Source organism: Agromyces sp. Soil535 (assembly GCF_001428255.1).
GTDB lineage: Bacteria > Actinomycetota > Actinomycetes > Actinomycetales > Microbacteriaceae > Agromyces.
Genome location: NZ_LMRW01000004.1, coordinates 79,137 through 98,861, shown reverse-complemented (window position 1 = coordinate 98,861; position 19,725 = coordinate 79,137). Strand labels below are relative to the sequence as shown.

At 71.1% G+C, this 19,725-nt stretch carries 21 protein-coding genes, 2 tRNA genes and 1 riboswitch; of the genes, 9 read left to right on the top strand and 14 right to left on the bottom strand.

The window, feature by feature from the left end; translation table 11 throughout:
* Positions 1 to 96: 96 nt before the first annotated feature.
* Both ASG80_RS06085 and ASG80_RS06080 read left to right on the top strand, forming a co-directional pair.
* Entirely contained in the window at positions 97 to 345 is a 249-nt protein-coding gene (locus ASG80_RS06085) for a hypothetical protein (protein WP_056729276.1), read from the top strand.
* Positions 346 to 419: 74 nt separating this feature from the next.
* On the top strand, positions 420 to 1,064 hold the full coding sequence (locus tag ASG80_RS06080; RefSeq protein ID WP_056729275.1) for a hypothetical protein: 645 nt from the start codon (positions 420 to 422) through the stop codon (positions 1,062 to 1,064).
* A 7-nt stretch (positions 1,065 to 1,071) separates the two neighbouring features.
* Here the strand turns inward: ASG80_RS06080 and nadE are convergent, their stop codons facing one another.
* Complete coding sequence (gene nadE, locus ASG80_RS06075) at positions 1,072 to 1,893, bottom strand: ammonia-dependent NAD(+) synthetase (protein ID WP_056729274.1); 822 nt, start codon at positions 1,891 to 1,893, stop codon at positions 1,072 to 1,074.
* 162 nt (positions 1,894 to 2,055) lie between these two features.
* On the opposite strand from nadE, the gene ASG80_RS06070 reads away from it, so the two are divergent.
* Both ASG80_RS06070 and ASG80_RS06065 read left to right on the top strand, forming a co-directional pair.
* Positions 2,056 to 3,276, top strand: coding sequence for a cation:proton antiporter (locus ASG80_RS06070; RefSeq protein ID WP_056729273.1), 1,221 nt, complete (start codon positions 2,056 to 2,058; stop codon positions 3,274 to 3,276).
* 32 nt (positions 3,277 to 3,308) lie between these two features.
* A tRNA-Arg gene (locus tag ASG80_RS06065) sits at positions 3,309 to 3,384 on the top strand.
* A 6-nt stretch (positions 3,385 to 3,390) separates the two neighbouring features.
* Here ASG80_RS06065 and ASG80_RS06060 read toward each other — a convergent pair.
* Positions 3,391 to 3,960, bottom strand: coding sequence for a uridine kinase (locus tag ASG80_RS06060; RefSeq protein ID WP_235508204.1), 570 nt, complete (start codon positions 3,958 to 3,960; stop codon positions 3,391 to 3,393).
* Between the two features lie 77 nt (positions 3,961 to 4,037).
* On the opposite strand from ASG80_RS06060, the gene orn reads away from it, so the two are divergent.
* From orn to ASG80_RS06040, 4 genes are all read left to right on the top strand, one after another.
* Positions 4,038 to 4,658: an oligoribonuclease gene (gene orn / locus ASG80_RS06055; protein ID WP_056729272.1), complete on the top strand. Its 621-nt coding sequence runs from the start codon at positions 4,038 to 4,040 to the stop codon at positions 4,656 to 4,658.
* 44 nt (positions 4,659 to 4,702) lie between these two features.
* Positions 4,703 to 4,778, top strand: a tRNA-His gene (locus tag ASG80_RS06050).
* Positions 4,779 to 4,874: 96 nt separating this feature from the next.
* Entirely contained in the window at positions 4,875 to 5,156 is a 282-nt protein-coding gene (locus ASG80_RS06045) for a metallopeptidase family protein (protein ID WP_369816227.1), read from the top strand.
* Between the two features lie 24 nt (positions 5,157 to 5,180).
* Positions 5,181 to 6,437 (top strand): serine hydrolase, encoded by a 1,257-nt coding sequence (locus ASG80_RS06040; protein ID WP_056729270.1) that lies wholly within the window; start codon positions 5,181 to 5,183, stop codon positions 6,435 to 6,437.
* 45 nt (positions 6,438 to 6,482) lie between these two features.
* On the opposite strand, the gene ASG80_RS06035 is transcribed toward ASG80_RS06040, so the two are convergent.
* The 8 genes from ASG80_RS06035 to ASG80_RS06000 form a co-directional block, all read right to left on the bottom strand.
* Positions 6,483 to 6,743 (bottom strand): hypothetical protein, encoded by a 261-nt coding sequence (locus ASG80_RS06035; RefSeq protein ID WP_056729269.1) that lies wholly within the window; start codon positions 6,741 to 6,743, stop codon positions 6,483 to 6,485.
* Between the two features lie 4 nt (positions 6,744 to 6,747).
* Complete coding sequence (locus ASG80_RS06030) at positions 6,748 to 7,434, bottom strand: hypothetical protein (RefSeq protein ID WP_056729268.1); 687 nt, start codon at positions 7,432 to 7,434, stop codon at positions 6,748 to 6,750.
* Positions 7,418 to 8,197, bottom strand: coding sequence for an energy-coupling factor transporter transmembrane protein EcfT (locus tag ASG80_RS06025; RefSeq protein WP_056729267.1), 780 nt, complete (start codon positions 8,195 to 8,197; stop codon positions 7,418 to 7,420). The genes ASG80_RS06030 and ASG80_RS06025 overlap by 17 nt, the downstream gene beginning before the upstream one ends.
* Positions 8,194 to 9,768 (bottom strand): ABC transporter ATP-binding protein, encoded by a 1,575-nt coding sequence (locus ASG80_RS06020; protein ID WP_235508203.1) that lies wholly within the window; start codon positions 9,766 to 9,768, stop codon positions 8,194 to 8,196. The genes ASG80_RS06025 and ASG80_RS06020 overlap by 4 nt, the downstream gene beginning before the upstream one ends.
* A gap of 1 nt (position 9,769) precedes the next feature.
* Positions 9,770 to 10,396 carry an ECF transporter S component gene (locus ASG80_RS06015; RefSeq protein ID WP_056729266.1) on the bottom strand — a complete coding sequence of 209 codons (627 nt, stop codon included), beginning with the start codon at positions 10,394 to 10,396 and terminating at the stop codon, positions 9,770 to 9,772.
* Between the two features lie 37 nt (positions 10,397 to 10,433).
* Positions 10,434 to 10,543: riboswitch (TPP riboswitch) on the bottom strand.
* A gap of 86 nt (positions 10,544 to 10,629) precedes the next feature.
* On the bottom strand, positions 10,630 to 10,986 hold the full coding sequence (locus tag ASG80_RS06010) for a hypothetical protein (protein ID WP_056729265.1): 357 nt from the start codon (positions 10,984 to 10,986) through the stop codon (positions 10,630 to 10,632).
* A 30-nt stretch (positions 10,987 to 11,016) separates the two neighbouring features.
* Entirely contained in the window at positions 11,017 to 12,303 is a 1,287-nt protein-coding gene (locus ASG80_RS06005) for a DNA polymerase IV (RefSeq protein ID WP_056729264.1), read from the bottom strand.
* 79 nt (positions 12,304 to 12,382) lie between these two features.
* The gene (locus ASG80_RS06000; protein ID WP_056729333.1) at positions 12,383 to 13,027 is read right to left on the bottom strand and encodes a hypothetical protein; all 645 of its coding nucleotides are present in this window, start codon (positions 13,025 to 13,027) and stop codon (positions 12,383 to 12,385) included.
* A gap of 123 nt (positions 13,028 to 13,150) precedes the next feature.
* On the opposite strand from ASG80_RS06000, the gene ASG80_RS05995 reads away from it, so the two are divergent.
* Positions 13,151 to 14,452, top strand: coding sequence for an acyltransferase family protein (locus tag ASG80_RS05995; RefSeq protein WP_156401681.1), 1,302 nt, complete (start codon positions 13,151 to 13,153; stop codon positions 14,450 to 14,452).
* Between the two features lie 57 nt (positions 14,453 to 14,509).
* Here ASG80_RS05995 and gatB read toward each other — a convergent pair whose 3' ends face one another.
* The 4 genes from gatB to ASG80_RS05975 form a co-directional block, all read right to left on the bottom strand.
* The gene (gene gatB, locus ASG80_RS05990; protein WP_056729262.1) at positions 14,510 to 16,024 is read right to left on the bottom strand and encodes an Asp-tRNA(Asn)/Glu-tRNA(Gln) amidotransferase subunit GatB; all 1,515 of its coding nucleotides are present in this window, start codon (positions 16,022 to 16,024) and stop codon (positions 14,510 to 14,512) included.
* A complete protein-coding gene (gatA, locus tag ASG80_RS05985; RefSeq protein ID WP_056729261.1) occupies positions 16,024 to 17,556 on the bottom strand; it encodes an Asp-tRNA(Asn)/Glu-tRNA(Gln) amidotransferase subunit GatA in 1,533 nt (510 codons plus the stop codon). The genes gatB and gatA overlap by 1 nt, the downstream gene beginning before the upstream one ends.
* Entirely contained in the window at positions 17,553 to 17,855 is a 303-nt protein-coding gene (gene gatC, locus ASG80_RS05980) for an Asp-tRNA(Asn)/Glu-tRNA(Gln) amidotransferase subunit GatC (RefSeq protein ID WP_056729260.1), read from the bottom strand. The genes gatA and gatC overlap by 4 nt, the downstream gene beginning before the upstream one ends.
* A gap of 68 nt (positions 17,856 to 17,923) precedes the next feature.
* Positions 17,924 to 19,708, bottom strand: a complete 1,785-nt coding sequence (locus ASG80_RS05975) for an alkaline phosphatase family protein (RefSeq protein ID WP_082589810.1) — start codon at positions 19,706 to 19,708, stop codon at positions 17,924 to 17,926.
* Positions 19,709 to 19,725 lie beyond the last annotated feature (17 nt).

Sequence of the window (19,725 nt, the reverse complement as noted above, 5' to 3'; positions counted from 1 at the left end):
TCCTCCTCGCACTCCTCGCAGTGGGACTCCGGATGTCGGTGGCAGCCCATAGCGTCGAGGCAGACGCAGGGCCGGCTGCACCACGAGAGGAGTGACATGTCCGCAACCGTGCTCTCAGGCCCCCGCGAGACCTTTCCCGCCGTTCCCGGCCTCACCATCACCGCCGTGGCGGCCGGGCTGTGGCGCGTGGCCCGCAGCGGCGGCCCAGTGCTCGGACACATCGAGCGCCGGCACCGCGACGGCGTCGATCGCTACGCCGCGCGACGGCTGCTCGGCGGCGGCATCCGTGCCATGGAGCTCGGCGAGTTCTGGTCGCCGACGGATGCCGCGGAGTGCTTCCGCTGAGATCGGAGGCCGTCGATCCGGGCACGCCGCACCGCCTCGAACGCGCAGCCGTGCTCCACGGGTAGCCTGCGCACATGCAGTGGTGGAACGACCTCATCGCCTGGCTCTCCTCGAGCGCCGCGCGACCCACGGTGTTCGCGGGCGTCGTGCTCTTCGTCGCGGTCCTCGCGGCCGGGCTGCTGGCCGCATGGATCGCGTCCGCCGCCGTCCGCCGCGTCGTCGCCCAGCGCGACCGAGAGGCGAAGGCCGCGGCGGTTGCAGCCCTCATCGATGCGGCGACCGAGGCCTCGGTGTGGAACTCGCTCACGCCGCAGGAACAGGTGCTCGCCGATCGCACGGTCGGCCAGGCCGACATCCTCGTGCGCCTCCTCCCGATCCGCGGCTCGGACGTCACCGCCAACTGGGCGGCCCACCAGCTCCACGAGCTCAAGCGGGCCTCCGCGACGTTCGGCTACCAGCTCGACCCCGCGGTCGTGGAGTTCCGCGACCGGCTGCTCGAGTGGCAGCGCCATCCGGCACGCACGCGCAAGCAGTTCCAGGACGATCTCGTGCGCTGGCGCACGCAGCGCCAGGAGCCCGAGCAGGTCGCCGTCGAGGCGCAGGACGCGTGGGTCGCCGAGCAGCACCATGCGCACTACCAGTCGGCGACGTCGCCCGACGAGACGCCACGCCCAGGCGATACGGCTCCCACCCAGGCGCTCGACGACGCACGGGCGTAGCGACGGGTCAGATCCACCAGTCGTCGAACATCGACACCGGCACCGCACGCTTGTGCCGCGTCTGGAGGAACCGCGTCTCGATGCGCTCCGCGATCGCGTGGTCGATGTCCTCGCCCTCGAGGTAGGCGTCGATGTCGTGGTATTTGAGGCCGAGGTTCGCCTCGTCCGCCTGTCCGGGGTCGCCGTCGAGCAGGTCGGCGGTCGGCACCTTGAGGTAGATGCGCTCGGGTGCACCGAGGTGCTGCAGCAATGCCCGGCCCTGGCGCTTCGTGAGCCCGGTGAGCGGCAGGATGTCGGCACCGCCGTCGCCGTACTTCGTGAAGAAGCCGGTGACCGCCTCGGCCGCGTGGTCGGTGCCGACTACGAGCAGGGCGCTCTCACCGGCCATCGCGTATTGGGCGACCATGCGCATGCGTGCCTTGACGTTCCCCTTGCCGAAGTCGCTGAGCTGCACACCGGTCGCGTCCAGGTATTCCTCGCCGAGCCCGTCGACCGCGCCCTGGATGTTGAACTCGACCGACTCCTGCGGCTGGATGAATTCGAGGGCGAGCTGCGCATCGGCCTCGTCGTGCTGCACGTCGTAGGGCAGTCGCACCGCGATGAACCGTGCGGCGTCGCCCTCGGCGATGAGCTCCTCGACGGCGAGCTTGCAGATTCGGCCCGCGAGCGAGGAGTCCTGCCCACCGCTGATGCCGAGCATGAACCCGGCCGCCCCCGTCGTGCGCAGGTACGCCTTGAGGAAGTCGATCCGGGCTCGCACCTGCTCTGCGGGGTCGATGACCGGGCTGACATTGAGTTCGGCGATGATGCTCGCCTGCTGGTCGCGCATTCCTCGACGATACCGCCGCCATGTTTCGCGGACGAAACGCCCCTCGCAGCGACGTCGGTCGGCCACGCGATCCGTCGGCCCGCCGAGCCGACGGCTCCCGTGCCCGCTCCGCTACCATCACGGCAGGCGCACGTTCGTGCGGGGGGATCCGGAGGTGCCGACGTGGACGTATCGATCGGGACGCTGGTGCTCATTCCGGCGATCGCCGTCGCGGCGCCGCTGCTGGTGCGAGCGCTCAGCCGGTGGATCGCGGTCCCGCTCGTCGTGTTCGAGATCGTGCTCGGACTCCTTCTCGGCCCGGCGACGCTCGGATGGATCATCCCCGACGACTTCGCGTCGTTCCTGTCGGAGTTCGGGCTGGCGATGCTGTTCTTCCTCGCCGGGAACGAGATCGACTTCGGCACGATCCGCGGGCGGCCGCTCAGCCGCGCCGCGATCGGCTGGGTCATCTCCCTCGCGGCCGGCTTCGGCATCGCGGTGCTGCTCGCCCCGAGCCTCTCCGCGGCCGCCTTCATCGGCGTCGCCCTCACGTCCACCGCGCTCGGCACGATCATGCCGGTCCTCCGCGACTCCGGCGACCTCAGGACGCCCTTCGGGGTCGCCGTGATCGCCCTCGGCGCGGTCGGCGAGTTCGGCCCGCTGCTGGCCATCTCGCTGTTCCTGAGCGGCCGGTCGCCCCTCGTCGCCGCGCTCGTGCTGGTCGCGTTCGCCGTGGTGGCCGGCGCCGCCATATGGTTCGCGGCCCGCGGCGCGGGCCGTCGATTGCATCGCATCATCACGGCCACCCTGCACACGAGCGGGCAGTTCGGCGTGCGCCTCGTCGTGCTCGTGCTCGTCGCACTCGTCGCACTCAGCATCGTGCTCGACCTCGACATGCTCCTCGGGGCGTTCACCGCGGGCGTGCTGTACCGTCTCCTGCTCTCGGGCGCGCCGGAACACGACGTCGAGATCATCGAGGGCAAGATCGAGGCGCTCGGGTACGGCTTCCTGGTGCCGGTCTTCTTCATCTACACGGGTATCACCTTCGACCTCGAGGCGCTCCTGGCCGACGGTCGCACCCTCGCCCTCGTCCCGATCTCCCTGGGGCTCCTCCTCGTCGTGCGCGGGCTGCCCTCGCTCCTCGCCGCGCCGGCCGGTTCGAGCCGTCGAGACCTCGCGGCGACCGCGCTCTTCGGCGCCACCGGCCTGCCGATCATCGTCGCGGTGACGGCGATCGGCGTCGACGCGGGCGACCTCACGAGTGGCACTGCCGCCGCCCTCGTCGGTGCGGGGATGCTCTCGGTGCTGTTGTTCCCGCTCATCGGCCTCACCCTCCACCGGCGATCGCCGGGTGCCGCGTCGCGCAAACCCGACGATGACGTGCATGTGCCCACCGAGGGGTGACTCGGCCGCGCCCGGTATGCTGGGCGGGGTCGGCCCCCGTAGCTCAGCGGATAGAGCAGCAGCCTTCTAATCTGTCGGTCGCAGGTTCGATTCCTGCCGGGGGCACCACCACGTTCACGGGACGTATTGCAGGTCCGCAGCCTCGCGCGGGTGGAATCGGTCGGCGAAGTCGCGTTCGTTCGGCACCCAGACCTCGTCCCACAGGCGAGCATGATCCTTGCCGGCGCGACGGTCACGCGCCTTGCCGCGCTCGGTCGCGAGGTCGAGGTCGACGTCGACCCAGACCCTCAGGTCGAGCAGGCCGTCGAGATCGGGATGGAAGATCCCGACCGCGTCGACGACGAGCACATCGGCGTCGGGCAGCGGCTCGGGCGCGCGAAGTGCGCCGCTGACCCAGTCGTACCTGCGGAACGTCCCCGGCCGGCCCGCCCGGAACGGGTCGACGACGTCGCGCCGGAGCCGCGATCGCTCGACCGCCGACCAGTCCGCGGAGCGCTCGCCGGCGAGCGTCGGCCTCACGAAGTCGTCGCCGCGCACCCGCGCGCTGCCCGGCACGGCCTCGACGAGGCGCCGGGCGAGCGTCGACTTGCCCGCACCGCCGAACCCCGAGACGCCGACCACGGTTCGCGGGGACCGCGAGCGGATCGCCTCGATCGCGTGCAGGACGTCGACGAACGTTGCCACCAGCCCAGCCTAGGTTCGACCGCTGCGGTCCGCTCACGACAGGGCTGTCTGTCCGACGGCCCCGGTAGACTCGCCGCATGGCAACCCCGAGCGACCGACTGGTCTGGATCGACTGCGAGATGACCGGGCTCGACCTCGAGGTCGACGAACTCGTCGAGATCGCCGTCGTCATCACCGACTACGACCTCAACCCGATCGACGCCGGGCTCAGCATCGTCATCAAGCCCGATGCGAGCGCCCTCGAGAACATGGGCGAGTTCGTCCGCGCGATGCACACCGAGTCCGGCCTGATCGAGGAGATCCCCAACGGGGTCAGCGTCGCCGAGGCGGAGTACGAGGTGCTCGAGTACGTCCTGAAGCACGTGCCCGAGGAGCAGCGGGCGCCGCTGGCCGGCAACTCCATCGGCACCGACCGCGCCTTCCTCGCGAAGTTCATGCCTCGGCTCGACGGGCACCTGCACTACCGCAACGTCGACGTCTCCTCGATCAAGGAGTTGGCCAAGCGCTGGTTCCCGCGCGCGTACTTCAACTCCCCGGCGAAGAACGGCGGGCACCGGGCGCTCGCCGACATCCTCGAGTCGATCCGCGAGCTGGGCTACTACCGGCGTGCGATCTTCATAGCAGCTCCCGGTCCGTCGAGCCAGGAATTGCAGTCCATCGCAGCCGCCGTGGTGGACGAGTTCGAGGCCAAGGTGTAGTAGTCTCTTTTGAGTTGCCTGATCGCCTCGGCGGTCGACACATGGTGGGTATAGCTCAGTTGGTAGAGCGCCTGGTTGTGGTCCAGGAGGTCGCGGGTTCAAGCCCCGTTACTCACCCCAACTCCTTCCCCTCCTCCGATCGGAGCAGTCGTGGAACTCGATGGCGAGGCGTTCGAGGCGCTCGTCATCGATGAGCTGGACCGTCTCCCCGATGACATGGTCGAAGGGCTCGAGAACGTCGTGTTCGTCGTGGAGGACCGTCCCGAGGACGGCTCGCTCGACGTGCTCGGCCTCTACGAGGGCTTCGCGCTCACGGAACGCGATCGGTATGGCATGGGCGAGATGCCCGACCGCATCATCATCTACCGGGAGCCTCTGCTGGCGGTCGCCGACGACGAGGAGGAGCTCCGCGACGAGGTCCACATCACCCTCGTGCACGAGATCGCGCATTTCTACGGCATCGACGACGACCGGCTGCACGAGCTGGGCTGGGCATGATCCGCGCCGGGTTACGCTGAATCCATGACCTCCCCCGGCCGGATCACCGGCATCGTCGTCGGCGCGCTCGCCATCCTCGGCTTCGGCGTCTACGGCCCTGCGATGCTCCTCGGTCCGCTCCCCCAGGTCTCGGTGCGACTCGAGCCCGCAGCCGCGGCGGCGGCCGACGTCCCGGCCCTGGCACTGCCGACGACCGGTGCGAGCGCCCTTGCCGTGGTCGGCGACGACGGCACGGCCGAGACCGTCGCCACGGCCGGCGACCCGGCCGCGGTGCCGATCGGGGGCGCCGCCAAGCTCGTGACGCTGCTCGTCACCCTCGACTCGCTGCCGCTCCCTGCCGACGGCGCGGGCCCTGCGATCCCGATCGGCCCCGCCGACTACACGGACTACCTGAGGTACTCGGGTGAGGGCTCGCGGGCGCTGCAGGTCTCCCCCGGCGAGACGTGGACGGAGCGCGACGTGGTGCGCGCCGTGCTGCTCGCGTCGAGCAACAACCACGCCGACACCCTCGTCCGATGGGCGTTCGGCGGGGTCGAGCCGTACGTCGAGGCCGCGAACGCATGGCTGGCCGAGCAGGGGTTCACCGCCACTCGCGTCGACGACTCCACCGGACTCTCGGGCGACAACGTCGGCACCGCTGAGGAGCTCGCGCGGCTGGCCGCCATGGTCCTCGCCGACGACCAGCTCGCGGCGATGCTCGACGATCCCGACGCCGCCCCGCTCGGAGCGCGCAGCGTGCCCGACCTCGTGGGCCGCGCGAGCGACGGCGACGTGCGCGCGATCACCCGCAGCTTCACCGACCAGGCGGGCCTCAGCTACGTGTTCACCGCACAACTCCCCGCGGTCGACGGCGTCGAGGGCGAGCCCCGCCGCATCACGGGTGCGATGCTGCTGATGCCCGACTACGAGACCCTCGACCCGGCCGTCGCGGCCGCCGTGGAGTCGGCTGCCGCGGCATCCGCGCCGGTGACGGTCATCGCCGAGGGGACGACGTACGCACGCGTCCTGGCCCCCTGGGGCGACGAGGCCGATCTCGTCGCGTCCGTGAGCCGAGCGGATGCCGCGTGGGGCAGTGCGTTCGGCGAGCCATCCGTGTCCGTCGACGAGTTCTCGACCGCCCGAGAGGGACGTGAGGTGGGCCGCATCTCGGTGCCGACCGCCACGGGTGAGATCGCGTCGCCGCTGCGGCTCACGGGCGACATCCACGATCCCGGTCCGATCTGGCGGCTCACCAATCCCGCGACGCTGATCGGCGCCTTCCTCGCGAGCCAGGACGACTGACCGCCCAGCGGGACGGCCTGGCGACGGCTCGGCGACCGCCGGCCGTCAGTCGTTGTCGTCCTGGTCGAACTCCACGGGATCGGAGTCGTCGGCGTCGAATCGGAACCGAAACCGCAGCTGGCCGTTGACCTCGCGCTCGTCGACGGCGTCGTACCAGAACAGCGACTCCAGCCCGTCCACGGCGGCCATCATGCCCACGCGGGACTCGGGCTTGCCGCCCACGAGGACGCGGCGCTCGAACTCCCCCTCGAGCGGGCCGTCGATGAACTCGGCGACGTACCGTGCTGCTCCCGTGTCTGCGCTCATGGCACTACGTTAGCCCCCGGGCTGGTGCGTGCACAGCAGCCGCGCCCGCGACCGGATGCGGCTCGATCCGCCCGTCGGGCGCCGCGTTGAGACGTACGTCGGCGGACTGCTCCGGCGAGGTGCGACGCACGTGGCGCCGCCACTGGCGCTCCCACAGGTTCCAGAACGGATCGTAGGCGCCGCCGTCGCGATCCAGCGCCCGCCGCTTGCGGGTGGCATCGGGTGCGTCGACCCAGATCCTCACGGCATCGACCGGGGGTTCGACGGTCGAGAATGCGCCGCACCCCTCGACGATGAGCCCACCCACGCCGGGTCGCACCCGCTCGAGCCGTCCGGGGCGGTCGCGAGCCCAGTCCCAGCGCCGCCAGCTGCCGACGGCGCCGCGCCGGACGGGCGCCACGAGCGTGCGCGCCAGCGCCGTGCCCGCGCGCTCGAGCCCCCACCAGCCCGGGTAGACATCGTCGAGGCGCACGAGGGAGGGCTTGCGGCCCGGCCACCGCTCGAGCACCGCGTCGGCGAGCGTCGACTTTCCGGCGCCGCTCGGGCCGTCGATCAACACGAGCGGGGCACGGATGCCGCGGGCCGCCGCCAGCACGGCCGCCAGCGCGGCAGCCGCCGGTTCGCCGTCGCGAGCCCGCGACGACGCCGTCTCCGGTCCCGCGGACGCGTCGGCGTCACGCCCAGATGACATTCCAGCTCCCCGTCATGATCGCAGCCGTCGCCGACGCCGCTGCGACGAGGCATCCGACCGCGATGACGATCCACTCACGGCGTCCGAAATGCGCCGTCCGTGCCCACGTGCGCTCACCGGGCGCGCCGAAGCCGCGAGCCTCCATCGCGGTGGCGAGGGTGCTCCCCCGGCGGATGGCGAGGACCAGCAGGGCGAACGCCTGGCCAAGTCCTCGCCGGATCACGCCATGATCGCCGACGCCCCGGGCGCGCCGTGCGAGGCTGAGCGTGCGCCAATCGTCGATCGAAGCGCCGATGAGGCGCAGCGCCGCGAGCGCGCCGAGCACGAACCGGGCGGGCAGGCGCAACGTCTGCGCGAGGCCGTCGGCGAGGTCGGTCGGATCGACCGTGAGGAAGAGGACGACCGCCGGCAGGGCGATCGCGATGACGCGGGCCATGGTGGCCAGCCCGATCTGCACCGAACCCTCGGTCACGTGGATGATGCCGAACTCCCAGAGCACCGCACCCGACGGGGCGCCGTAGAGCACCATGGTCAGTCCGGTGAGCGGCGCAGCGATCCAGACCGGCAGCGTACGCGGCGACCAGAGCAGCGAGCCGAAGCCGACGATCGTGAACAGCACCAGCTCGCAGGCGATCGCGACCGTCGCCGACACCGCGTCGAGCGTGAGCACGAGCACGATGCTGAGCGGCACGGTCGCGGCGACCTTCGCCACGGGGTTCACGGTCGCGAGCGGAAGGTCGGGGCGGACGGCGGCGATGCTCATCGGGGACCCCTCTGCTCGACCCCGCGGTCGCGGGCGACCCCAGCGGCGTGCACGCCGACGGTACTTGCGGTCGCGGCATCCGGTTGCTCGACGCCCGGGGCGTTCGGGCGGGTGCCGAGCTCGAGGCGGTGATCGGCGACCGCCTCGACGAACGGTTCGTCGTGGGTGACGGCGACGACGCCGACGCCGTCGTCTCGCAGGCCGACGATGAGTCGGCCGAGCTCCCGCCACGTCGTCGCATCCTGCCCGAAGGTCGGCTCGTCGAGCACGAGCATGCGCGGCTTCGCCGCGATCGCGGTCGCCACGGAGAGCCTTCGCTTCTCCCCGCCAGAGAGCGTGAACGGGTTCGCCTCGGCGAGCCCGTCGAGCCGCAGGGCGGTGAGCAGCTCGTCGACGCGCGCGCGGCGCTCCTCGGGGGCAAGCTTGAGCGCTCGCGGGCCGACCTCGAGCTCGGCCCTCACCGACCCGGTGAGGAACTGGTGCTCGGGGCTCTGGAAGACCGTGCCGATGCGGGTCAGCAGGTCGCGCGAGCGCCATCGCCACGGCTCGCCGAGCAGGCCGGCTGCGAGCGCGGCGCTCGGCTCAAGGCGCCCGCCGTCGGGTCGCAGCAGCCCGGCGAGGGTGAGCGCGAGCGTGGACTTGCCGACTCCGTTGGGTCCGGTCACCGCCAGGATCCGACCGGCGTCCACGCGCGCATCGACGCCGCGCAGCACCGGCGAGCCCTGCACCCTGGCGACGTCCAGTGCCGCGGCTTCGAGCAGCGGATGCCCCGACTCGACCGCCGGCGGCGGTGCATACCAGGGCACCTCGTCGGGCAGCCAGACGCCCGCGGCCCGGAGCTCGACCGCACGGGACCCGAGCACCTCGGCTGGTCGCCCGTCGGCCAGGAGCCCGCCGCCCGCGCCGAGGACGATGATGCGATCGACGACGGGGAGCCACACGGAAACCCGGTGCTCGATGATCACCAGCGTCGCGCCCTCCTCATGGGCGACGCGCGCCACCGCGTCGCGCACCTCGCGCACCCCGGCGGGATCGAGGTTCGCGGTGGGCTCGTCGAGCAGGATCATGCCCGGTCGCATAGCGAGCACGCCCGCCAGCGCGAGCCGTTGCCGCTCTCCGCCCGAGAGGGCCGCGGTCGCGTGGTCGAGCGGCAGGTCCAGGGCGACTGCGGCGAGGGCGCGGCGCACGCGCGGCCAGATCTCCTCGCGGGCCACCCCGAGGTTCTCCAGCCCGAACGCCACGTCGTCGCCGACTCGCGCCATCACCACCTGGGCATCGGGGTCCTGCAGCACGAGTCCCGAGCGCCCGTGGGAGGCCGAAGCGGGGAGCCCGTCGACGAGCAGCTCGCCGACCGACTCGCCCTCGTCGTCGCCGCCGAGCACCCCGGCGATGCCGTGCAGCAGTGTCGACTTGCCCGCCCCGGAGGCGCCGAGCAGCAGCACGCGCTCGCCAGGCCGGATGTCGAGGTCGAGGTCGTGCACGGCCGGCGTGCGCCGCCCGCCGTGCCGCCAGCCCCAGCCCCGCGCCGTGACCGACGCGGGGCGGAGGGTCGACGCGTCGCGCGTCGCCACGTCAGACCGCCCGGAGCTCGCGTCCCGCGGCGAACCGGTCGAGGGCACCCGCGCGTGCCAGGCCACGCATGGCGAGCCACGACAGCCCGCCGGCGATCACTGCACCGCCGACGACCGCCGAGACGGTGTAGACGACGGCGAACATGGGCGCGGCGCCCGCGAACGAGAGGATCAGGTCGTTGATGGCCATGGCGAGGCCGGCGCCCGCACCCGCGAGCAGCGCAACGGGCAGCCGCCAGTTGCGGTAGAGGAAGATCGCGAAGACGATCTCGGCGCCGAGGCCCTGCACGAGTCCGGACTCGATCGTGAGCCAGCCCCATTGGGTGCCGATGAGCGCAGAGACGGTCGCCGCGACGAGCTCGGTGTACACCGCCGCGCCCGGCTTGCGGATGATCAGCCCGCCGAGGACGCCGGCGATGAGCCAGACGGCCGCGGGCGCGGCCTGCAGCCCCGGCAGCAGCGCCTGGATGGGCGCGGAGACAGGAGTCCAGACGGCGCCCCAGGCCCAGAAGACCACACCGACGGCGACGCCGATGACACTCGCCACGACGATGTCGACGACTCGCCAACGGAATCGTCGTGCGTCGGGGCGCGCGGTCGAAGCGGAAGAAGCGGTGGTTGCGTGCACTGTCGTGCCCTTTCTGTTCGATGAAAGAGGCACGGGAAATGAGATGCGCTGCCCTCCCTGCGCTGGCATGACCCAGATCAGGTTCGACGGTCGAAGGTTGAGAACCTTCCTCTCAGCCCGGCTCACCGGACTCCCGTGTTCGAGAACAGAGTATACGCTCGCGGGCGCACCGCCGACCGGCGCCGCGGACGTGTGACGTCGCGAGTCCGCGAGGTCCGCTGGCCGACGAAGGGTCAGTGTTTGAGCCCGCGTATCACCGTACGAAGGGCCTTGCCTGTGGCCCAGACGAGCGGTGTCGCCGCGAGGACGAGCGGTGTCACGACGAGCAGCAGCCCGATCAGGTTCGGCTCGAACCGGACGTCGCCACTACGGCGACCGACGTATGCGCCGAGTGGAATGGAAACGCCGCCGCCGCCGCCGCCGCTACCCTCGTCGCCTCTCTCGTCGTGGCCGCCGCCACCGCCGAAGCCGTAGGCGCCGAGTGCCACCGGTACGATCTTCGTCCCGTCGATGTCGACCGTCTCGCCATAGGACGTCTTCACGCCGACGCCGGACACGGTCCCTGCGAGTTCCAGTACGAGTTCAGCCATGCGGGCCACGCTACTCGCGCATGTCGTGGCCTACCACCCCCACTCCGCGGCGGCCGTTGCGGCGTCGTCGTCGGGATCGATGCGCGGCTGTTCACGGCGGCGTTCGCCACCGGGCGGCATGAGGGTCGCCGGGCGGACGGCGCCCTTGCCGAACTTCGCGGTCACCTCGTCGATGGTGCGCTCGGCGTCGCGCCACTCCTCGTCGGGGTCCCACAGCATCGCACCGCTGCCCGACGCTCGGAGGTGCTCGGCGCGCACGCCGATGAGTCGCACCCGCGCGCCGTCACCGACGAGCTCGGTGAGGGCGTCGGATGCCTCGTCGTAGATGCGGCGCGCGACATCCGTGGGCTCGCTCAGCGTTCGCGAGCGAGTGACGGTGCGGAAGTCGCCGTAGCGCAGCTTGAGCGTCACGGTGCGCCCGACGAGGCCCGCCTTGCGAAGCCGCACGGCGACGTTGTTCGACAGTCGGAGCAGTTCGCGCCGGATCTCGACCGGGTCGGTGAGGTCGTGCCCGAACGTGTTCTCATGCCCGATGCTCTTCTCGGTGCGGATCGTGTGCACGTCGCGTGGGTCGATGCCGTTCGCGAGCCGACCCAGCCGCGCTGCGAGTGCCGGCCCGACCGCGCGCTGGAGCGCGTCGTGGGGCATCGCTGCAACGTCGCCCACCGTTCGCAGGCCGAGCCGTGCGAGCGACTCCTCGGTGACCCGCCCGACCCCCCACAGGGCGGAGACGGGCAGCGGATGCAGGAATTCGATCGTGCGCGCGGCCGGAACGACGAGCATGCCGTCGGGCTTCGCCCGGCTGGACGCGACCTTCGCGACGTACTTCGTGGCCGCAACGCCGATGGAGCATGTGAGGCCGGTCTCGGCACGCACGCGGTCGCGGATGGTCCACGCGATCTCGGCGGGGCTGCCGTGCAGGCGTCGAGCCCCCGACACGTCGAGGAACGCCTCATCGATCGAGAGCGGCTCCACGAGCGGTGTGATCTGCTCGAAGATCGCCATGACCTGCTTCGAGTACTTGGCGTAACTGGCATAATCGCCGCGGAGCACGATCGCGTTGGGGCAGCGTTGCAGCGCGATCGACATCGGCATAGCCGAGTTGACGCCGAATCGGCGCGCCTCGTAGCTCGCCGCGGCCACGACCCCGCGTCCGGCGGTGCCGCCCACGAGCACCGGCTTGCCGCGCAGTTCGGGGCGCTTCAGGAGCTCGACGGACACGAAGAACGCATCCATGTCGACGTGCAGGATCGGGGTCGCCGAGTCGTCCACGGGGCCGGTGGTGACCTGCCTCGACGAGCCGTCCTGCTTGCTCATGCTGCGACCCTAGCCGGTGCCGCCGTCATCGTCGGTGCCGTCGCGCCTGGCGACGGCATGAGTCGCGACGGCACGCCGCTCAGAACCCGAAGTCGCCGCCGCCGCCGAAGTCGCCGCCGAAGCCTCCGAAGTCCCCTCCGCCGAAATCGCCCCCTCCGTCGTACCCGCCGGCGTCGGCCGACGCGTCGGCGCCGGCGTCTGATCCGGCGTCGCCACCCGTGTCAGCGGAACCATCCGCGCCCGCATCGAAGCTCGACGCATCGGGCAGGAACGCCTGCGCGATCGCGGATCCGACGACGACGCCCACGATCGAGCCGAGCAGCGAGCTGCCGAACATCTGGCCGAACGACGGCCCGCCGGCGGTGCTGCGCCCGTTCGCGGCATCGGCGCCCGCGAACGCACGCTCCATGCTGCCGGGCTGGCGGAGCTCCGCGCGCGTCGCGGCACGTGCGAGCGACGAGGGCTCCTCGGAGACGATGCGCTCACCTGGCGGCGCCTGGTCGGCGAGCGAGGTGTACACCCGGTGGCGCTGCTCGGGCGTCAGCTTGGCGAACGCCTCGGCGTGCACCGCCTCGATGGACTCGGGCGGCGCCGTGCGCAGCAGGTACCGGTAGCGCTCGACGGCCAGCTCGTCCTCGCTCAGCTGCCGGGCGGGCGGCGCCTGCCGCGGAGGCGGCGCCGTGCGTTCGTCGGATGCGCCGAACAGTCGGTCCAGGAAGCCCATCATGTCCTCGTCAATCGTTCAGGGGACGACCAATCTATGGCCGTGAGCATTGAGCCTCCTGTGAGTTCGCGCACTCTCGTGCCAGACTTCCATTAGGCCAGCCATGCCGAGTCGGAGGGGCCCGTGAGCGAGTCGAGCGCACCGCATCCCGCGGCCTTCTTCCCTGCTGGAACCGCGCGTGATCCCGTCATGGACCTCGTGCGCGTGCTCTGCGTCCTCGTCGTGGTCGTCGGCCATATGCTCATGATCGGCGCGGCGCTCATCCCCGGCCGCGGACTGGTCGTCGAGCGCACCCTCCTCGAGACGAACTGGATCGGCCCGGTCTCCTGGATCGCACAGATCATGCCATTGTTCTTCGTCGTCGGCGGCTTCGCCGGGATCGGTGCGTGGCGGCGGCTCGAGGCCTCGGGCGGCACGGCGGCCGACTTCATCCGATCCCGCATCCTCAGGCTCGCACGCCCGTCGATCGCCCTGTTCGCCGCGCTCGCGCTCACCATTCTCGTGATGCACCTCACGGGCGTCGATCCCGTCTCGATCCGGCTCATCGGCATCGGCATCTCGACGCCGCTCTGGTTCCTGGCGGCCTACGGCTTCGCGCAGGCGTACCTCCCTGGGCTCGCGACCTTCCACGCGCGCGCGCCCTGGACGACGCTCGCGACGCTGGCGGCGGGTGCGCTGTCCTTCGATGTCCTGCGATTCACGACCGGCATCGAGGAGCTCGGCCTCCTGGACATGACGTTCGTGTGGCTGTTCGCGCAGCAGCTGGGCTTCTGGATCGCCGACGGATGGTTCCGGGCCAGATCCCGCGCCACGATCGCGGCAATCGGCGCCGGGGCGTACCTGCTGCTCGTCGGCCTCGTCGGAGTCGTCGGCTACCCAGGCAACATGCTGGACAACCTGAATCCGCCGACGTTCGCGATCGTCGTGCTCGCCGTCGGGCAGACCTGCCTGCTGGTGCTCGCGCATCCCGCGCTGGAACGTCTCATGGCCCTGCGCGCGGTACGGGTGGTCGTGGCCACAGTCGGCTCCCGCCTGATGACGATCTACTTGTGGCACCTGCCGGTGCTCGCGCTGGTGATCGGCGTGCTGCTGCTCACCCCCCTGCCGACCCCGGCAGCCGGTTCGGCCGCGTGGTGGCTGACGAGGCCCGTGATCTTCCTCGTCATGGCGGGCGTGCTCACCGGGATCTCGCTGCTGCTCGGTCGACTGGAGCGCCCGTCGTCCGCCCATGGCCACCGTGCGTCGGATTGGTCGACGGGGCTCGCAGCGGGGTGCATGGTCCTCCCGTCGTTCGCCCTGATCATCTTCGGGCTCGGCTTCATGGTCGCGGCATCGAGCGCGCTCATCCTCACGGCCGCCGTGCTCCTGCTCCGTCCGATGCCCGCGCGGCTCAGTGAGAGCGGCCCCAGCGCGGTGACACCGTAGCGGCCGGTCCGGGCGCGTCGATCGCTCCCACGTGAGGCGACCGACGCGCCGGCGTGATCAGCCCTGGGCACGCTCCAGGACGAGCTCGCGCACGCGCGCGGCATCCGCCTTGCCGTGCATCGCCTTCATGACCGCGCCGATGACGGCGCCAGCGGCCTGCACCTTGCCGTCGCGGATCTTCGCCAGCACGTCGGGCTGCGACGCGAGGGCCTCGTCGATCGCCGCGACGAGCGCGCCGTCGTCGGACACGACGGCGAGCCCGCGGGCGTCGACGATCTGCTGCGGCGAGCCCTCGCCCGCGGCCACGCCCTCGAGCACCTGCCGGGCGAGCCGGTCGGTGAGCGTGCCGGCGTCGACGAGGGCAGCGAGTTCGGCGACCTGCACGGGTGTCGCGAGCGACGCGGCATCCGTCTCCCGGGCGTTCGCGAGGCGGGTGAGCTCACCCGTCCACCACTTGCGCGCGGCTGCGGGCGAGGCGCCCGCGGCCACGGTCTCGGCGACCTCCACGAGGAGCCCGCCGTTCACGACGTCCTGGAACTCGAGGTCGGTGAAGCCCCAGTCGCCCTTCAGGCGTCGCCGATGCGCGGACGGCGTCTCGGGTAGCGCGGCACGAAGCTCCTCGATCAGCTCCCTCGCTGGCTCGACCGGAAGCAGGTCGGGCTCGGGGAAGTACCGGTAGTCGTCGGCGTCGGACTTCGGCCGGCCGGGGCTCGTGGTGCCGGAGTCCTCATGCCAGTGCCGGGTCTCCTGCGTGATCGCACCGCCCGCGGCGAGGATGGCGGCCTGTCGCTGGATCTCGTACCGTACCGCCCGCTCGATCGAGCGGAACGAGTTCACGTTCTTCGTCTCCGTGCGCGTGCCGAGGGCCTCGGTGCCGCGTGGCCGGAGCGAGACGTTCGCGTCGCACCGGAGGTTGCCGCGCTCCATGCGCGCCTCGGAGATGCCGAGCGCGAGCGCGATGTCGCGGATGGTCGAGACATACGCCTTCGCGAGCTCGGGGGCGTCGGCTTCCGCCCCGAAGATCGGCTTCGTGACGATCTCGACGAGCGGCACGCCCGCGCGGTTGTAGTCGACGAGCGAGTACTCGGCGCCCTGGATACGGCCCGTCGTGCCGCCGATGTGGGTGAGCTTGCCCGCGTCCTCCTCCATGTGCGCGCGCTCGATCGGCACCTGGAAGATGCGGCCGTTCGCGAGCTCCACCTCGACCGACCCTTCGAACGCGATCGGCTCGTCGTACTGCGAGATCTGGTAGTTCTTCGCGAGGTCTGGGTAGAAGTAGTTCTTGCGCGCGAAGCGGCTGGACGCTGCGATCGAGCACCCGAGGGCGAGGCCGAGGGAGATCGACGAACGCACCGCCGCGCCGTTGACGACGGGGAGCGAGCCCGGCAGGCCGAGGCACACGGGGGTGATGAGCGTGTTCGGCTCGGCACCGTGGTACTTCGAATTCGCCGGGTTGGGCGCCGACGAGAACATCTTCGTCTCCGTGTTGAGCTCGACGTGCACCTCGAGGCCGATGACCGGCTCGAAGAGCTCCAGGGCCTTGTCGTAGTCCATCAGTTCTGCGCGGGCCATCAGACGGCGCCTTCCTCGGTCGCAAGCAGTTCATGGGTGCTGAGGTCGGGGAGCCCGTCGAGGATCGGCCCGCCCCACTCGGCGAGCAGCAGTCGCTCGAGCGCTCCGCCCACGTTGTAGAGGCGCGCGTCCTCGCGAGCGGGCGCGAGGAACTGGATGCCGACCGGCAGGCCGTCCTCGGGCGCGAGTCCCGAGGGCACCGAGATGCCGGGCACGCCGGCGAGGTTCGCCGGGATCGTCGCGACGTCGTTGAGGTACATCGCGAGCGGGTCGTCGAGCTTCTCTCCGAGCTTGAAGGCCGTGGTCGGCGCCGTGGGCGTCGCGAGCACGTCGACGCTCGCGAACGCCGCATCGAAGTCGCGCTGCACGAGCGTGCGCACCTTCTGGGCGCTGCCGTAGTAGGCGTCGTAGTAGCCGGCCGAGAGGGCATAGGTGCCGAGGATGATGCGGCGCTTGACCTCGGGTCCGAACCCGGCCTCCCGCGTGGCCGCCATGACCTGCTCCACCGTGCCGCCGCCGTCGGGGGTCACCCGCAGGCCGAAGCGCACCGAGTCGAACTTGGCGAGGTTCGACGACGCCTCGGCCGGGAGGATCAGGTAGTACGCCGCGATCGCGTACTCGAAGTTCGGGGCGGAGACCTCGACGATCTCGGCGCCGTTGCGCTCGAGGAGCTCGAGCGCCTCGTGGAACCGCCGACGCACACCGGCTTGGAAGCCGTCGGAGTCGAGTTCCTTCACCACGCCGATGCGCAGGCCCGCGACATCCGCCCGCCGAACCGCGTCGGCCATCGACGGCCACGCCTCGGGGATCGAGGTGGAGTCGTGCGGGTCGTGCCCGGCGATCACGTCGTGGAGCAGCGCCGCGTCGAGCACGGTGCGCGTGACCGGACCGACCTGGTCGAGCGAGGAGGCGAGCGCGATCGATCCGTAGCGGCTCACGGCGCCGTACGTGGGCTTCACGCCGACGGTGCCGGTGACGTGCGCGGGCTGGCGGATCGAGCCGCCCGTGTCGGAACCGAGCGCCAAGGGCGCCTCGAAGCTCGCGACGGATGCCGCGGAGCCGCCGCCGGAGCCGCCGGGGATGCGCTCCAGGTCCCACGGGTTGTGCGTGGGGCCGTACGCGGAGTGCTCGGTGGACGAGCCCATCGCGAACTCGTCCATGTTCGTCTTGCCGAGCGGCACCATGCCCGCCTCGCGTACGCGCCGCACCGGCGTCGCGTCGTACGGCGGGATCCAGCCCTCGAGGATACGGGAGCCGGCCGTCGAGGGCATGCCCTCGGTGACGAGCACGTCCTTGATGGCGATCGGCACGCCCGCGAGCGGCCCGAGCTCCTCGCCCCCCGCGCGGCGACGGTCGACGTCGGCCGCGGTCTCGAGTGCACGTTCGCCGTCGACGTGGAGGAAGGCGTGCACGGCGCCGTCGACGGCGGCGATGCGGTCGAGGTGGGCGCGGGTCGCCTCGACCGAGGAGACGTCGCCCGCGGCGAGGCGCTCGCCGAGCTCGGCCGCGGACAGGCGGATCAGGTCGCTCACTGCTCCTCCCCCAGGATCGCCGAGACCACGAAGCGCAACCCGTCGGACTCAGGTGCGCCCGAGAGCGCCTGGTCGCGGGTCAGCACGTTGTCGCCCACGACGTCGTCGCGGAAGACGTTCCGCATGGCGATCGGGTGGCTCGTCGGCGGCACGTCGGGCGTGGCCACCTCGCTCACCTTCTCGACCGCCTGCATGATCTGGCCGAGCTCCGCCGTGAGGTGCTCGATCTCTTCCTCGGTGAGCGCGATGCGGGCGAGGTTCGCGAGGTGCGCGACCTGCTCCGCACTGATTTCGGACATGCTGCTCCGTCGTGTCGGGGTGGGGATGCACCGATTCTATCGGTGGGCGCGCCGTGCCGTCGGCGCGGTCATTCGGGGCGGCCGAAGAGCCCCTCCCCATAGCGATGCAGCAGCTCGTAGGCGTCGGCATACGTCTCGGGCTCCTCCGCGTCGGGCTCGCCGTACTTCGCGAGGAGCAGCCCGAGGAGGCCTCGCGCGGGCGGGCTGAGCGGCTTGTCCTTGTGTGCGTGCCCGGGATGCGGCGCCTCGGTCTGCGGGTTCGGCGGGATGTACTGGGGCGTCGTCGAGGGCCAGCTGATGGGCTGGCGCGGTTGGTCCAGGTTCACGGCGTTGAAGAGGTTGTTCGCACCGAGGTCTCGACGGGTGAGGGGCTTCAGGCCGTGCAGGCGGGAGAGCGTGGCGATCACGGCCGCATGGTGCATCTCGTCGTGGATGACGGTGCCCGCCCGCGTGTAGGCCGAGACCGCGATCGCGGGTACGCGGCATCCGAGCCGATCGAACCGGAAGCCCATCTCGCCGTCGGACTCATCGTGCGGCGGAGTGGCGGGCGGGGGCGGCACGTGGTCGTACGTGCCGCCGTGCTCGTCGAACGTGATGAGGAACATCGTGTTCATCGCGTTCGAGCCGTCGGGGCGATCGCTGTGCTTGATCGCCTCGTAGATCTCGTGCACCAGGGCCTCGCCGGCGCGCACGTCGGAGACGGCGGAGTCGATCACGGGCCGACCCTCGATGACGTCCTCCTTGAGCTTGCCGAACGGCGGGTGGAAGTCGTTGTGGTTGTAGGTCATGCGCGGCTCGATGAACGAGTACGCGGGCAGCGTGCCGAGCCGCACGTCCTCGTAGAAGTCGCTCATCGTCGCGAAGCGCTCTGTTCGCCAGTACTGCTCGAGGACCGGCGCGTGCAGGACGCCGGTGAACGACACCAGCTGGAGCTCGTCGAAGTAGATGCGCCAGGAGATGCCGGCCTCCTCGAGCCGGTTGAAGATCGTCGGTGCAGCCGGTGCGTCGAGCCACTTCTCGTAGCCGCCGCCGGCCTTGTTGGTGACGAACCCGTGCGAGGTCGAGGCGTGGAAGAACGAGCGGTTGCAGAAGGTCTGCGACGGCACCGCGCAGTGCCAGTTGTCGTACACGGCGAAGTTCTTCGCGAGCGTCGAGAGCACCGGGAGCATCGGCGGCGAGAAGGAGCCCATGATCTGCTTCACCTCGTCGGCGGAGGGCGGCGCGCCCTTGCGGAGCCGCATGAAGTTGATCCAGTAGTCCCGCATGAAGCCCGACATCGTCGGATCCACGTCGCGAGGCGGTGCGTTGTACGGCGCACTCATGGCCTCGACGAAGAGCTCGGCGTTCGAGATCGGGTCGACCGTGTCGAAGATCTGCGTGTTGACGTGCGGGAACTCCTCGCCCGGGTCGGGGTTCGGGCGGCCCATGATGTCGTCGGTCGAGCCCTGGTAGACATGCGCGGCGACGACCGTGCCGTCGGGCGAGGTGTTGCCGTAGTCGCCGAAGGCGAGTCCCTCGAAAGTCTCGCCTTCGGGAAGGTCGTCGGACGAGTAGAGGTAGCCGAGGAGGTTGTCGAACGACCGGTTCTCGCCCATCAGCACGACGAGGTGATCGAAGCCCGCGTGCTGGCGGGCCGTGAGCGGCACGAAGTCTTCGATGCCCTCGTCGAATCCGAGGTTGTGGCCGATGGCGGCACCGACCGCGGCGCCGATGCCGCCGCCCACGACCGCGCCGGCGGCGGCCGCACCGCCGTACTTCAGGAAGTCGCGCCGCGATGTGCCCTCGACCGATGCAGCGCGCTCGCCCTCGGGCGCGGCGTCGCCGGTCGCGTCGTCCAGCCCGTCATCCGCCACGCTTCCCCCACTCCGCC